The organism is Limnoraphis robusta CS-951, assembly GCF_000972705.2.
Genome location: NZ_LATL02000355.1, coordinates 16,431 through 31,067, shown reverse-complemented (window position 1 = coordinate 31,067; position 14,637 = coordinate 16,431). Strand labels below are relative to the sequence as shown.

Annotated in this window: 13 protein-coding genes; 2 read left to right on the top strand and 11 right to left on the bottom strand. The window is 38.8% G+C overall.

Annotated features, from left to right (window positions below):
• Nucleotides 1–5 precede the first annotated feature (5 nt).
• The 10 genes from cas6 to WN50_RS29960 all read right to left on the bottom strand — a co-directional run bounded on the left by cas6 (nt 6) and on the right by WN50_RS29960 (nt 9,680).
• Entirely contained in the window at nt 6–773 is a 768-nt protein-coding gene (gene cas6 / locus WN50_RS30005) for a CRISPR system precrRNA processing endoribonuclease RAMP protein Cas6 (protein ID WP_046278792.1), read from the bottom strand.
• Nucleotides 774–778: 5 nt separating this feature from the next.
• A complete protein-coding gene (gene csm5, locus WN50_RS30000) occupies nt 779–2,176 on the bottom strand; it encodes a type III-A CRISPR-associated RAMP protein Csm5 (RefSeq protein ID WP_046278793.1) in 1,398 nt (465 codons plus the stop codon).
• A gap of 5 nt (nt 2,177–2,181) precedes the next feature.
• The gene (csm4, locus tag WN50_RS29995; RefSeq protein WP_235441188.1) at nt 2,182–3,306 is read right to left on the bottom strand and encodes a type III-A CRISPR-associated RAMP protein Csm4; all 1,125 of its coding nucleotides are present in this window, start codon (nt 3,304–3,306) and stop codon (nt 2,182–2,184) included.
• A complete protein-coding gene (gene csm3, locus WN50_RS29990; RefSeq protein WP_046278794.1) occupies nt 3,290–4,330 on the bottom strand; it encodes a type III-A CRISPR-associated RAMP protein Csm3 in 1,041 nt (346 codons plus the stop codon). The genes csm4 and csm3 overlap by 17 nt, the downstream gene beginning before the upstream one ends.
• Before the next feature lie 2 nt (nt 4,331–4,332).
• The gene (csm2, locus tag WN50_RS36745) at nt 4,333–5,172 is read right to left on the bottom strand and encodes a type III-A CRISPR-associated protein Csm2 (RefSeq protein ID WP_235441187.1); all 840 of its coding nucleotides are present in this window, start codon (nt 5,170–5,172) and stop codon (nt 4,333–4,335) included.
• Between the two features lie 125 nt (nt 5,173–5,297).
• A complete protein-coding gene (locus WN50_RS29980) occupies nt 5,298–5,780 on the bottom strand; it encodes a Uma2 family endonuclease (protein ID WP_342586795.1) in 483 nt (160 codons plus the stop codon).
• Between the two features lie 49 nt (nt 5,781–5,829).
• Entirely contained in the window at nt 5,830–6,384 is a 555-nt protein-coding gene (locus WN50_RS29975; RefSeq protein WP_046278797.1) for a Uma2 family endonuclease, read from the bottom strand.
• A gap of 10 nt (nt 6,385–6,394) precedes the next feature.
• Nucleotides 6,395–8,677, bottom strand: coding sequence for a type III-A CRISPR-associated protein Cas10/Csm1 (gene cas10 / locus WN50_RS29970; RefSeq protein ID WP_046278798.1), 2,283 nt, complete (start codon nt 8,675–8,677; stop codon nt 6,395–6,397).
• A 52-nt stretch (nt 8,678–8,729) separates the two neighbouring features.
• A complete protein-coding gene (locus tag WN50_RS29965; RefSeq protein ID WP_046278799.1) occupies nt 8,730–9,311 on the bottom strand; it encodes a hypothetical protein in 582 nt (193 codons plus the stop codon).
• A gap of 63 nt (nt 9,312–9,374) precedes the next feature.
• Nucleotides 9,375–9,680 carry a CRISPR-associated protein Csx3 gene (locus WN50_RS29960; RefSeq protein WP_046278800.1) on the bottom strand — a complete coding sequence of 102 codons (306 nt, stop codon included), beginning with the start codon at nt 9,678–9,680 and terminating at the stop codon, nt 9,375–9,377.
• Nucleotides 9,681–9,831: 151 nt separating this feature from the next.
• Between WN50_RS29960 and WN50_RS29955 the strand changes: the two genes are divergently transcribed.
• On the top strand, nt 9,832–11,184 hold the full coding sequence (locus tag WN50_RS29955; protein ID WP_046278801.1) for a TIGR03985 family CRISPR-associated protein: 1,353 nt from the start codon (nt 9,832–9,834) through the stop codon (nt 11,182–11,184).
• Nucleotides 11,184–11,750 (top strand): HD domain-containing protein, encoded by a 567-nt coding sequence (locus WN50_RS29950; RefSeq protein WP_046278802.1) that lies wholly within the window; start codon nt 11,184–11,186, stop codon nt 11,748–11,750. Before WN50_RS29955 ends, WN50_RS29950 begins: the two co-directional genes overlap by 1 nt.
• Nucleotides 11,751–11,821: 71 nt before the next feature.
• Here the strand turns inward: WN50_RS29950 and amt are convergent, their stop codons facing one another.
• A complete protein-coding gene (gene amt, locus WN50_RS29945) occupies nt 11,822–14,467 on the bottom strand; it encodes an ammonium transporter (protein WP_046278803.1) in 2,646 nt (881 codons plus the stop codon).
• Nucleotides 14,468–14,637: the final 170 nt, after the last annotated feature.

The following is a 14,637-nucleotide window of genomic DNA, read 5'->3' as shown; positions in this document are numbered from 1 at the left end:
AATTACTATTTACTCCAAACCAATTCTGTCTGCCCCATTCCTAATCGAGTTTTCATTCCCGTGCCTGAAAATTTAGTATAGCAAATTAAAAGGTTTGCTACATTAGCAAGTAAAGGTTCAGTATTTCTTAAGATTTGTAAATTGACATTTCCTATAAAACCATTTACATATCCATGTGGTAGATTAAATAACTGACTTTGAATTTTATGAGATTTGAGAGCGATCGCATCACTTAGGTAACTTAACAACTCATCACCACCCAGATATACAGGTGCAAAATAATTCCATCGCTCTAGCCAACTACGAAACATTAAAAATGGTATAGGTAAAGGTAAATAAGTGCGTTGTTGAGCAAAAGTAGTAGGTGTGAGAAACCTTAACTTAAATTGGTTCATCGGTTCTGGCTCCATTGCTACTAGAGTTTGATAGAGATTTTCATAGCTGCTAACTTCATCTTCGCGGTTGACTATATTAAACTTAGCACCAAATAGTTCAATATATGAATCAATATCAAGGGTATAAATTGCCTTGGCTGATCTTTCTTGCAATCCACAAAGGGATAACTTGTAAAACTCGTCTGAACTAAACGTAAAACACTCTTTAGAAACAGAGCATAAACCTAAGATTCCTGAAAATGTTACGGAGGTAATTTTAGTTTCACCCATCGGCAAGTTCATTCGCCTGTGTAAATCTTTTACCAATTCCAAGCCGTAAGCTTTTGGTAAAGTTGCTGGTTCTGAAAGTGTTAATGTCCAAGTAGAACGAATAAGCATAGAAATTAAATAATTGTAAGATTAACCCATCCTAAAGGTTGTTTAATTGGATTTCTTTTATTTGGTATTGATACAGTACGCCGAGATTTAGGAGATTCAAAACTACTGGTTAGCCGACCAGAAGCGTTACGAATTTTTGCTCTAGTTGCTTCTTGAAAAAGTAAGTCTATTGTTGTCCCTGTCATTCCACTTCCCCATCCTAGTCTAAGATTGTAAGGACAAGAATTGGCATAAAACTGACGAACAGAACTGAAATTCAGGTTCGGGCTATCTGTAATACTATTCCAGTATTTTTGTTCGTGTTCCCATTGAGCCTGTACGAATTCTTGACATATTTCTAAAATTCCCTGTACTGTTTTGAGTTGAGAAGGTAGCTGCATTCCTTGTTCATGCTGAAACTGATCAAGCATTGCTGTATCAATACAGATATATATCTCAGCTTTTAAATTCCAAATCATTTCCAAGTAGTTAAGAGCTTTTTGTGTAGCAATTCGCTGACCGTTATTTTCGTGAAAACTAGAGGTTAATACTTCCGCCACCACAGGTAAGTTTTCCTCAACTTCATCGTCAATTAACAGGGGTACAGAATCACTTACTTTGATAGCTCTCATAAAGTCAGTGTTTGCCGTATTGGGTGTTCCAAAAGATTGTTTGTGAGATTGTAGTTTCAGTTTAAAATTGGAAAATAAATAACTATTCAAAGATAGTTGAGCTTCTGTTAAATTTTCATCATCCATATATTTTTTCTTCTTCCCTATTTGAAGAGAAGACATATCAGTTGCTAATTTTTGTTCTATCTCACTCCGTTGTGAAGGTACTTCGTGTTTCAATAAGTAATAAGCTATAGCAGTCCTAATTGCTCCTTTGATTGATGAACCTGGAATATAAATTTCGCCAAATCCATTCCGAATCATCGGTGCTATATCCCTAGTTATTAAACGATTTACCCACTTATCGCTAATAGCTGTATCAGGAATTATATTCTCATTATCTAGCCATTTTTTTCCTAAAGCTTGAGCATAGAGTTTTTTAAGTTCAGATAAAATTTTACCTATTTGCTTGAACTGATCGGCTGGTCGAGTTTCAATTACACGGATGTAATCTTGAGATAGTTGCTCGAACTGTTTTAAGAATTCTGACCTGGCTTCTTGCAGTTTTCTAGCTTTCTGGAGAGCTTTAGGTTTTTGTAAATTTCCAGGATTGTGTAAAGCTTCAACTAAAGCTGTTTGATCGGGAAAATAGATATTACCATTCTCTTGAATATACTCAAAAAGATTCAAGGTACCTGTTTCTCCTACACCGATATGCAGAAGAGGACTTGTTAGCTGAATACGTTTGTATTCATAGTTATTTTTTTTGTAATTATCCAGTTTATCAAGAGGATATTTATCAAATTCGTTCATGGTAGTTACTCCGGTTGATTAATAGGTAAACTAACACAAATACCACTGCGATAAATGGAATGATTACTTCTAAAATCATTGGGCGTAATATCAGCTACTTCTCCTAGAGGAGGAATAGGAAAAACCGAACTTTCTGCAAACATCCACAGAGACTTTCGGCGCAGTTGGCGACCTGAGAATGGAGAAGAAATCCAACCACTTCGCCTCAAAAGTTCATACCTAGCTGCATCTCCAAGCAATCCATTAGAAAAACCTCGGTTAGGATCTTGCCAGTATAAACTAATTAAACAGTAATGCGGATTCTCTAAATTAAGTGGGTTCAAAATTTCTTGCCATATATCATCTAAACCAGACCAATCTGGCTTAAATCGTCCCGCACCGCTAGATCGCTCTCCGCCAATTCCCTCTTCTCCCAAAAGGTCTAAAGCTATTGTAAGATTTTCTCGAATAGTCTCATCAAAACCTCCTGGAAAGTTAACTAAGAAGTATAATCCTGTGTGGTATTGGGCTTCTGGTTCCCAATTAAATTTAACAAAACCAGTGTGATAAAGACTCGTTGCTCTGGTAATTCGATCTATTGCCACTTTGGGAACTAAAGCAATCTTAAAATTTTCACTATATTCAAAAGTTCCCGCTTTATACAGTTCTGTTCTTTTATCAATTTCATCTTTAGTCCTTGCTTCAGCTATTTCTGTCAATTCATCAAGGTCATTAGTTATGCCTTCCTCAGTTTGATACCAGCGATGCCAGACTTCTAAAGGCAAATATTTAAGTGATTCGTAAACCTTTTTAATGTTCCAGTCATCGTCTTGGGGATATCCCTTGGGAAATACTAGAGGACGTGGCAGGTAATCAGTATATTCATCGTCCTGGTAACGATAAATAAATGTGGAACTGATGCGAAAAGCTGATTGAGGATTTTGTTCATACTTATTAAGTATTTGACCGACTTCATTCTTACCAAATAATTTCGCATAAGCACTCATCCAAGCACTAAAAAGGGTGTCAGAACGTACCCTTTCGCTTGTAGATTCTAAGCCAATTCCTAACTCACCAAAGTGGGCAAGGTTTCGACCAAAGTTCAATCTAACTAATTGCCAACACATAATCTTATTATCGGCTGCTTCCAAGTAATTGTTGCTGGAATTGTTGAGCGTTGTTTTCAAACAACTTTAAAAAGTCTCTCGTATTGTTTGGATTCGCTAATTCTTTGATAAAATCTTTACCACCTCCACGAATCTTGGCATAATCGTGATAGCAAAGTTTGAATTCTTGAAATTCAACTTTGCCGTAACCCCGCGAACCACTACCACCCAACGCATCGTCTTCTAAGATAGCAAGAGCGATTGCTAAATTCTCTAAATCTTTTATTACTATCTGCTGCTCCTCAACTGAGAGACCATTACTTGCTGAAGTTGGATTCTTAGCTTCTTCTTTTGGTTCAATGCTATAAACGATTTCCATCTCAAATTTTGCACCCTTGGGTACTCGCTCGAATTGTCTGGGAGTTGCTGCTGATGTAATTCTGTCTAGTCCGTTCTCCCACTTCCGTTCAGTCATAAATAAACCAGTATTAATCTTTTTAAGTTCTTGCTCTGATTTTTCTTGTAAGTGGGAATCACGAACAATCAAGCGAGCAGGTGCATTTCTACCCTTGACTTTGACATATTCTTCACCTTTCTCATCCTCTCGACCTTGGTAATCATTTATCTTTAAGATTTTCTTAGTTTCTGAGTTAGATGGAGTTATTCCATCAGCATCAGCCTCCGTCCGTTTCACCCAAGTGTCTTTACCTGTTGACCCAAACAAGCGACTAAGTTCACAAGTAGCAGCACCTTCATAGAAAATCAATAATCCTTTAGCTTGTGTATAACCATTAAGCAAATCGTCACTTTCATAACGCCAAGTATCATTGGACTCTCGGTTAACGGGTTTATTCAAAAATCGCTCTAAAATAGATCGCAATTTACCTTTGAGAGAAGACCCAGGAATATAGGGGTGTTCGGTAATAGGGTCACGAATAACCAGTTTATCAATTCCCCCAATATCTAGTTTTCCTTCTCCACCCCCAATGAGAAGTCCTGTTTTTACCTCAATTGTACTTTTAATGTACAGTTTACCCAGCAAGCGTTTCTGTAAAATTGTCCCTGACATAACTACTCTCCTCCTGCGTATTTGTGATAGGCAATAATAGATTCAACCATTTGGAAAAAGCGCTCAAAATCTTCTGAATCTTGAACTTTATCTATAGCAGCATCCATAACCTCTTTTAAAGGTTTAACAGCATTCTGTCTGGCAGACGCATAAGCAATTTTTTGCTTGAGTAGCACCAACTCAGCATCAATTTTTGGACAATCAGAAATCAAGATTGCTGCATCTTCTCCTTTATCCTTTTCTCCTTTATCCTTGATCTCTAAATTAAGTTTAATTTTTATATTGTTTACAGCATCCAAAAACTTACGAATTTGATTAGTTTTTAAACCACCTTCTTTCAAGAATTGCCCAAAGGCTTCCATGTCTTTGACTAAATTGCGAATCGGATAAGATTTTAGTGTTCTTTGTTTTTCCGGATCTGTGATAGTTATTACTATTTTTCTGGTTAGATTAGCCATTGTATCAATTAAGATAGTTAAAGTATCGAAATCTTTTGGATCTAGCACTTTTCCAATAGCTGCATCTAAAACTTTATTAAGATTTTTGACTGCTTCATGCTCACTAGCATAGGATTGGAGCTTTCTTAACAAAGATGGTAGCTTTGGTTGAATTTTTGACCATTGTTTCTCCCTCTTGAGGTAGTTAGTTTCTTTTAGTAAGTCACTAACATAAGTTGTTTTTAATCCATGTTCCCACAAAAGTTGTCCTAAATTTTGTGCGTCTCTAAAATCTTCAAACTCTTTGAGAGTTCCAGGTTGTCCTGTGCGATCGCACAAGTTTTGGATCTTAGTGACAAGTTTATTAGTATTAACACGAAGTTTTTCGAGTTTGATTTCAGTCATAGTTTTATTTGTCGGTGAGTGCTTATCTCAATGGCGATCGCTTTCAATTAAGCTTGTAAAACTTGTTCAACAGTTAACGCTAATTCTGGAAAGATATGAGAAACAATTATATCATCTCCTCTAAATTATACCTGTTCATAAAATCCCTCCTCTAAGGTAAGAATAGTTACTTTTTGTTCGGTCGGATCAACAATCCAATATTCGGGAATTCCCACCACGCTATATTCGGAACGTTTATAGCGATAATCTCTTGTTTTCGATTCTGGACTAACGATTTCTACTGCTAATAATGCGGCGGTTTCAATTACGGCTGATACCTCAAGCTTTTCTAAAATTTGATCGCGAGTCATCACGCATAAATCAGGAATCCTAGAACGATTTAAAGCTGTTCGTATCCCGACTGTTTGCAAAGCTACCCAGGGTAAACTAAGCCGACTAATTTCAGCAACAAATATATTATTCAAAAAATAAATAATCAGAGCATGGCGACCTGTTGCTGGGTTCATTAAAATTAATTCTCCGTCTTCTAATTCATAACAGTTATCTGTACCATCATCATAGGTGAGATATTCTTCAAAGGTAAGTTTTGTTTGGGTTGTTTGAATCATGGTTTTGTTTGCAGTTTAGTTATTTGATTGTCATCACGATCGCTTTCAGTCAAGCTTGTAAAACTTGTTCAACAGTTAACGCTAATTCTGGAAATATCTGAGAAACAATTCTATCATTTCCTCTATATTCTATCTGTTCATACAATCCCTGTACTAAATTTAATATTACTACTTTTTGTTCGGTCGGATCGACAATCCAATATTCAGGAATTTCCGCCACGCTATATTCAGAACGTTTATAGCGATAATCCCTAGTTCGGGATTCTGGACTGACAATTTCTACCGCTATTATTGCTGATTCCATAACAGCAGATACATCCAAATCAGTGATTTCTTCTCGGTCGATGACACAAATATCTGGAATTCGAGAACGATTTAAAGATGTTCTTACTCCAATTCCTGATAACGTTATCCAAGGTTGACTAAGCTGATTAATTTGTCCTTCAAAGATATTGGTCAAAAAGTGAATAATAAACCCATGACGAAATGTTGCTGGATTCACGATAATTAATTCTCCGTCTTCCAATTCATAACGGTTATCAGTACCATCGTCATAGTTAAGATACTCCTCAAAGGTAAGTTTCTGTTTGGTTGTTGTATTCATGGTTTTAACCTTAATTTTGTTGACGGTTTAATAACTCTATCCAAGTAGCGATCGCTTGAAAATAGGGAGCATTATAGGGACTCTTTAAGGATTTGCGAAAGCCCTCATCATCCAGCACTTTTTTCGGCAGTCTTGCTAAAGTATAAGCCACTTTTGGTAAGTGCAAATAATATCGAATATCTTGAATTTGACCGGAATATTGTTCATTGTTGCGTTTATCCTCAATTTCCTTAATCATTTGTTTTTGAAGTTGTGCAGTTGCGAGTAAGTTTCTCACAAAACTCCGCGAGTAGCTTTCATCTATATTATAAAGCTTTTTCACAAACGGTAAGATTCCTAATAAATGAGGTTTACTCTCGCTGTTGAGATAATCTCTAACCTTTTGATCAACCACATCTAAATTTTCAATTCCTAACCATTCATGCCATTTAAACACCTCCCCAAATAATCCTAAACTATCTCGACCATTTCCTTTTGCTTTATCCTCAGCTTCTCCTGATTCATTAGCCGCTTGATACAATGGAAATTTATAGTCAGCAAGGCTAATTCCTCCCGATAAAGTGATATCTGGATTGTAACCTGTATAGGCTCGAAATGCTTGATAAACATCGAAGCCAAAGTCTACAACTTCATTCCAAGTCCCACTTACAAATAAGTCATCTCCTCCTGCATAAATAAAGAGTAAATTTGGGCGATCGCCTTCATCTAAATTTTTTGCTCTTTTGGGTAAATTGGCACAGCGTTCCTTAGCCAAGCTATTCAGATAAACTTTAAAGAAATAGGTCATTAGGCGAGAAAGTCCCGCAATTCTTGGTAAATTTTGAACTGTCTTTTCCTCAAGACCTTGAGCAAATATTTTACCTAAGTTGTCTACGTCCATACGAAGATAACCAACTCGCTTAATTCCTTTGGCTTTTTCTGCAAACTCACCTGCACGCATAGTTTGGTCAAGTTCTTCTTCTTTTAAACTCTTTTGTGCATAATCACCTAAAAACCAAGGTGAAACTTTGCAGAAGTGGCGAAACTGATAATGTTCAATTGTCCAATCATTAACTAATAAAGTTGTATCTGGATTATTAATGATTGTTTTCCATTGATTGAAAATATGATAATAAACTGTTTCCGTGTTAAATTCAAAGGTAATAGGTTCAGGATATTCCCCTTTAATTTTCTCCTCTTTAGACCGAATTATTGCTTCAACTTTTAACAGCTTACCTCCCAACTTAAACATTTCTCGGCAAATGGGACAAGCATCAACAGTATCAGGCTCTTGAGGATTCAAAGGTTCTAAATCGGTTGTATCATCTCGATGACATACACGACATTTTTGCTCGTAACTTGTCTTACAACCAAGTAAATCACCAATCCGATCAATAAACTTTCTTGACTTTTGCTGATTAATTTCTTTGATGGCTTTATTCCAACTTTCAGCAAATTCACTGGTCGCCACTTGTTCAACCGGGAAAAAATGGCAAGCTAGAGCTAAAAATATTTTTCCTTGAAATTTTTTATAAAGCCATTCATTAAACTTATTCCTAACTTCTTTAATTGTATTTTCAGTTTTTTCTGCTGGAGCTAATATATATAAATTTCCTCCTCCAGCATATATAACACTCGTTCGAGGTAACTTTAATTTATCTAAAAGCTGCTGTACAATTTCCTCAGAAACTAATTCTAAATAGAAACTTCTAGCTCTAAGAGACTTTAGCGCACCATCAGAAGAAATCGTGTAAATAAATTTCTGAATTCCTGACAAATCACCCGCAACTAAGCAAATGTTTTCGGATTCAAGATTGGGAGCGATTGACGCGGTAGCGTCACTGGCGGAGCCAATCGCACAAGCAACCGCAGCCGTTGATCGCGCCATGTCAATTAACGCAATATCTGACTCACCAAAGCTCAAACATGACCCATATTTTTCGACAAATAAAGTCAGCAGAGACAAGTTATTCCAGTCTTCCGGTTGTAGGTTTTCTAAAGCTGTTTTTAGATCTTCTTTATAGTGAGCTAGATTGGGTTTTTCTTCTACTGGATAGGGAATAGAAGGGTCAGAATCTTTGATTTCACCGACCGGACAATAATATTCTTTAGTTTGACCTTGTGCAAGTTTGACAAAATCGAACAATAAACGCAAACAGCCGGGTTCATTATCTGTCCATGAAAGAATTATTTTCGCTCTTGTAACTACTGAATCTTCTTGGACAGTCGGAAACTGATCGGTTAAACCTACCCATTTAGCTAAAACTAATACAGCCTCTTGCATCACTTGTAAAGCAATATCTTGAGATTTCATTACCGATTTTCCTAAAACAATAAACGATTAAAACGAGAGCGAGTCTCTATCTCTAAACCTCTTGACTCAACCTGACTAATACCTCTGCTAACTTCTGAACCATTGGACGGGTAGAAACATCTTCCCCCCGTTTTAAGCCGTGAATACTTCCTTTTAAAATAGGGATTTCGGTTTCTAATTTATCCTCAACTCCCTCTAAATCACTCTGTAAAATTGCAATCGTTTTTAGCTTCAACTCACTGCAAAATTGCTCCCATTCTGGTACAAGATTGACATCTCTCGACAGAATAACGGCGTGAGTGGCGTATTGCATTATTAATCGATTTTTATCATCAATCCTTCCACCGACATCAATTAAGTTGAAGGATAATGATGTATTCTGCACGTCATTTGCTACTTTTTGAGCAAATTTCCAAGTAAATTTAGATTTGTAATTTTTCTTGAGCTTTTCTGCTAAAACTGGATCTCGTCTAACGGTTTCTGCATACCATGAACCTTCTCCATCAGGACAGGCTGTAATAAAGAATGGATAAGGGGCTTGACCTTTTCGGTGTAATCCCTGAATCACCTGTTTTAACCCCTCTCGCAAACAAGATTTTCCCGAATGAGATGGCCCGCACAAAACAACTTTCATTGATTTGTTCTTAATACTATTCGAGAGTGTAGTACCCTATATTACTTTTTGTCAACTCTTTTCTTAATCGACACAATCTCCCAATTTATAGTTAGGATTATGAGTAATGGAAATGACGTATTTTCCCATCTTGGGGTCGAACACCCCAACTGCACCGAATAAATGACTAACTTTGTGGGCCAACACAAAAGCGACAGGCATACTACAAGGGCCATTTACCCTCAGTAACTCCCCGCCAATGAGTTCCCCAGTCTTAGACATTTCCTCCAAACGCGCAGCCGCATCCCGCACAATTTGGTCATTTTGCGCCGGATCAGCGAACCCGACTTGTAAAACCCCATCAACCATCTGAATGTTGTACGTTGTCATCTAATCTCTCCTGTGACTGTTGTGACTGTTTTTATCTTACCCCCCGTTGGAAGACGGTCTTTCCAAAATCTGAGAAAATCCGAACTCGAAATCGGAAGTTCGGTCTTCCGGTACGTGATAAGCTCAAATTACATCAAGTTGGAATTGTTGAATGTTGCAGTTTGAAGCCAGCCCCCAACCCGAACTTTTACAGTGGTTAGCCAGAGGTTCTCTCAAACAAAACTTATTAAGAGCCATTCGTTTGTGGGTGTGGCTGCACAGTTTGTATGGCAACAAACAGCACCGTTTGCTACTCGATGAACCCTTTACCTTTGCCGACTGGCGTAATGCCTTTTTTAGTGCAACTCATCCCAGAGGTGAAACCGTACCTCCCTTACATGATCCTAACTGTGCTTGTGCGAAAACCGTTGCAGAATGGATATTAGATCCTGACTGGAAAGTACAGGAATTCCAATGGCGAAAAACCCTGCAACAACATGATGAAATTTCGAGCAATGAGTTAGATGAATTGTTGCAGCAGCGACTCTTTGGGGTGACTCGCCGTTCCCTGCAAACCGATTTGCATATTTTAGCAGAATTGGGATGGCTAAAACGACAGGATACCAAGTATTATCGAGTGCAAGAATTTCCAACTTTACCTGGGAGTGAAACCTCTAATTTCTATCAACCCCAAGCGCTTCCGGTTCTCAACCCCGACCTAGAATTAATTGCTCAAAATCTCTCTCAACCCCTCAACGGTGTGCATCGATTTTTTATGGAAGTCGTGTATATTGTTTCTCCAGAAAAACAGGAACGAGTTGAAGATTGGCAGGAACAGCTAAAACTCCTTTGGCAAGAGAATCCTGTGCCACCCGTGCGATTAATTTATGACAGTTCGCGGGTCAAAAAAACGGTTCGCTGTATTGTGTATCCGGTGTGTATTTATTATGCCCAACGAGCGGTTTATTTATGTGCTTTTGGACAAACACCAAATGGCAAAGGTCAATGGTACAATTACCGTTTGGATAAAATTATCGAGATTGAGGATTTATCTTGGAATGATTTAGATTTGCCTCATTTTTTGTGGGAATCTTATCAGAAAGGGAATCTACCAACTCCAGATGATATTCAAATGGAAATGGATGGAGTGGCTTGGGGTTTTGATTTTTACTTAGAACGTCGAGTGATGCTGTTGCGGTTCGACCGCCAGTTTAGTGATTATTATATTGAGGGAACATTTCGCCATCAAACCTTTCAACCGATTTCCTATCAAGACGCGGAAAAATTAATTATTGAACAAGCCGGAACGGAGAAGCAACAATTACTCAAAATTCTTCATTCTCGTTCAAAAACCGATGCTTATTATCGAGTAAATTATCGGGAGGGAGATACAAATGTTGAATTGCGTTTGCGGTCTTGGCGGCCGAGAGTTGAAGTTATTTTTCCCTTGAAACTTCGTCAAAAAATCGCTCAAGAAGTCAGACAAGAAGCTCAACTGTATTCTGAAAATTGGAGTCAAGAATGATGAAATCAGCAAAATTAACCGAACGTTTTGAACAGGCTTTGGTTTACGCTCATCGCTTACATATCAATCAAACTCGCAAAGTCGGAAATATTCCTTATATTGCTCATTTATTGAGTGTTACGGCTTTGGTTTTAGAAGCGGGAGGAAATGAAGATGAGGCGATTTCGGCTTTGCTTCACGATAGTATTGAAGATCAGGGCGGTGCAAAAACTCGCGAAGAAATTCGTCAACAGTTTGGGGAGTCTGTTGTCAATATTGTTGATGGATGTACGGAGTCAGAAACGGTTCCCAAACCCCCTTGGAAAGAACGAAAGTTACGCTATTTAGCACAAATTGAAACGGCGAGTTCTTCGGTGCAGTTGGTGTCATTGGCGGATAAGTTACATAATGGACGTTCGCTATTAGTTGAGTGTGATAAATTGGGGGATGAAATTTGGAAAATTTTTCCTGTTGGAAAAGCAGAAACGCTGTGGTTTTATGACTCCTTGCTGCAAATTTATAAAAAGACTCCCTATCTTCAATTGGTGCAGGAGTTTCGCCAAGTTGTTAACAGTTTGCGGTTCTGATCAGCAATGACCAAACTCCAGTTGGGTATAGAATGACTGCAACCTTTGAAAACTAGAAAGTCAAGTGAATGTTAATTTCTGGGATGGTATTTAGAAGATTCAAGTTTCCGGGCAATGGAGAGAATTAAACGGGGAATTCTAATAATAAATTCAGTGCCTTGATGGGGTTCTGAAGAACACCAAATTTTTCCTTTGTGTTTTTCTACAACAATTTTATAACTAATTGATAACCCTAAACCTGTACCTTTACCAACGGGTTTTGTCGTAAAGAAAGGATCGAAGAGTTTGGATTTTACTTCTTCTGTGATTCCTGGCCCGTTGTCAGCGATGCGAATTTCAACCCATTGAGGATCAACTAATAGCGTTTTAATTCTGATTTGATACTGTTTAGATTTCATGCCTTTTGAAAGTTGCTGAAGATTATATTCTTCGAGGGCATCAATTGCATTACTGATAATATTCATAAACACTTGATTGAGTTGACTCGGGTAACATTCTATCAGGGGAAGTTTTCCAAAGTCTTTGATAACTTCAATTTCCAGATGGTCAGCGTTGGGTTTAAGACGATTTTGTAAAATTAACAGGGTACTTTCTATTCCCTCATGGAGATCAACTGCTTTAATATCGGCTTCATCTAAACGCGAAAAATTTCTCAGGCTACGCACAATATCACGAATTCGTTCAGCACCAACACGCATGGAGTCTAAGAGTTGTAGATAATCAGATTTAAGAAATTCAACATCAATTTCATCCGCATAGTCAGCTATTTCTGGTTTGGGTTGAGGATAATGCTGTTGGTAAAGTTCGAGAAGTTGCAGTATATCTCGAGTATAATCTAAAGCGGGTTGAATATTACCATAAATAAAACTAACAGGGTTATTAATTTCGTGGGCAACACCTGCCACCATCTGCCCCAAACTTGACATTTTTTCGGCTTGAATTAGGTGTGTTTGTGCTTGTTGGAGTTCTGTTAATGCCTCTTCAAGTTGTTGATTTTTTTGCTTGAGTCTGCTTTTTGATTGGCGTAATGCAGCTTCTGCCTCTTTGCGTTTACTAATATCTTGAAAAGTTGCGGTATAAAAAGAAAGCTGACCAGATTTGGCTTGTGTAACCGTTGCTTCGAGAGCAAATTGTGAACCATCTACTCGACATCCAATTAACTCATAATGTCCTGTCTTTAATAATTCTTTTAATAGCATTTCTTGAGCATAAATTTCATCATCCTGCCATTCCCAAAGTTGATGAATTGACATCCCGATCAACTCTTCCATTGAATAGCCAAACATGATCGCGGCTGACGGGTTAGCGGTGGTAATTTCTAAGTTGGAACCGCTAAAAGTAACGATCCCATTCATTGCCGTTTTGACAATAGCTTCGGTGCGGGTTACGGCCTCTTCTAAAGCATCCATCACCGCATTGTAACGTTCAGCAATTAAACCGACTTCGGTAAACGGTTCGACAGGTGCGCGTAAACTTAAATCATAGGTTTGAGCTTGTTTTTCCATGACTTGAAATAAGTCATAGATCTCTGTTTTTGCGCGATGCTCTGAAATATTGAGACCGATTTTTTCTTCGGATAAAGAAACCCGTAGGGGGAAAACCCGATTCACCGAAAATAGCAGCAAATAAGCCATACCAAATCCCCATCCAAACCCCACAAAAATCCCTAATAACTGCACACCGAGTTGGGCGTATCGTTCCAAGCCTGTCCCCAATAATTCGGGCTGACCAAACAACCCCACGGCCAACGTTCCCCAAACTCCGCCTCCGCCATGTACCGCTACCGCTCCGACAGCATCATCAATTCGCCAATGTTCTAGGAGAATATCCGTTAACATCATCACCGCCGCCCCAGTGGCACCGATGATCACAGCGATGGGAGTTGTGACGGCATGACAGGAAGCCGTAATTGCCACCAGTCCGGCGAGAGTCCCGTTAATCAGGGTTTCGACTTCAGGGGCTTTGCGTTTGCCCCAACTGAGTGCGCCCGCCGAAATCATTCCTCCGGCCCCGGCTAGGGTGGTATTGACCATAATATGGGGAACTTGGTGATTGAAAGCGAGGGTGCTACCGCCGTTAAAGCCGAGCCACCCAAACCACAACAGCATGGCGCCCAAAACGGAAAATTGCAGGTTGGAACTGTGAATTTTTTGGGGAGGTTTTGTTTTCGGAAAGCGACCGGAACGAGGCCCCATGACGAGTAAGGCGGCTAAGGAGACCCAGGCGCCGATGCTATGAACGACGGTTGAACCTGCAAAATCCACAAAGCCGAGATAGCCTAAACGACCTGCCAAGATGCCGTCCTGCGCTCCATTCCAGACTAAATGACCAAAAATCGGGTAAATTAAACCGGAAACGAGGATGACGAGGATGAGGTATGCACTGAATTTCATGCGTTCGGCGACGGCTCCAGAAACAATGGTTACGGAGGTACCGCAGAACATGACTTGAAAAAGGAAAAAAGCGGCGAGGTTTGCTGTGTTTAGGTTGACCCAAAAATGGCTCGTTCCAAACCAACCTAGATGAGAGGAACCAAACATTAATCCGTAACCGATGCCCCAAAATAAAATAGCAGAAACCGCAAAATCTGCGAAGTTTTTTGCAGCAACGTTAATACTGTTTTTAGAACGGGTGAGGCCGCATTCTAAACACATAAATCCAGCTTGCATCAGGAAGACTAAGCAGGAACATAGCAGTAACCAGAGTGTATCAATCATTACTAAGTGTTTGAAGTCATGGGGGTTTCCGTCCTGGATGCTCGTTAGGGGTTTTCTAGCAAAGGCTACAATGATCCGTAGTGTTTCGGATTTGTATAGATTCGCTGTCCTAAGCTTGGCATGAGGAATTATTCTCCGTCAAGTCTCATTTTTTTTAAAAAAAACTACAC

Bases quoted from the DNA above. Each gene is read 5' to 3' on its own strand.
- WN50_RS29955 (WP_046278801.1), top strand. From the start codon at position 9,832: ATGTTGCAGTTTGAAGCCAGCCCCCAACCCGAACTTTTACAGTGGTTA.
- csm3 (WP_046278794.1), bottom strand. From the start codon at position 4,330: ATGTCAGGGACAATTTTACAGAAACGCTTGCTGGGTAAACTGTACATT.
- amt (WP_046278803.1), bottom strand. From the start codon at position 14,467: ATGATTGATACACTCTGGTTACTGCTATGTTCCTGCTTAGTCTTCCTG.
- WN50_RS29980 (WP_342586795.1), bottom strand. From the start codon at position 5,780: ATGATTCAAACAACCCAAACAAAACTTACCTTTGAAGAATATCTCACC.
- csm5 (WP_046278793.1), bottom strand. From the start codon at position 2,176: ATGAACGAATTTGATAAATATCCTCTTGATAAACTGGATAATTACAAA.
- WN50_RS29975 (WP_046278797.1), bottom strand. From the start codon at position 6,384: ATGAATACAACAACCAAACAGAAACTTACCTTTGAGGAGTATCTTAAC.
- WN50_RS29960 (WP_046278800.1), bottom strand. From the start codon at position 9,680: ATGACAACGTACAACATTCAGATGGTTGATGGGGTTTTACAAGTCGGG.
- WN50_RS29965 (WP_046278799.1), bottom strand. From the start codon at position 9,311: ATGAAAGTTGTTTTGTGCGGGCCATCTCATTCGGGAAAATCTTGTTTG.
- cas10 (WP_046278798.1), bottom strand. From the start codon at position 8,677: ATGAAATCTCAAGATATTGCTTTACAAGTGATGCAAGAGGCTGTATTA.
- csm2 (WP_235441187.1), bottom strand. From the start codon at position 5,172: ATGACTGAAATCAAACTCGAAAAACTTCGTGTTAATACTAATAAACTT.
- WN50_RS29950 (WP_046278802.1), top strand. From the start codon at position 11,184: ATGAAATCAGCAAAATTAACCGAACGTTTTGAACAGGCTTTGGTTTAC.
- cas6 (WP_046278792.1), bottom strand. From the start codon at position 773: ATGCTTATTCGTTCTACTTGGACATTAACACTTTCAGAACCAGCAACT.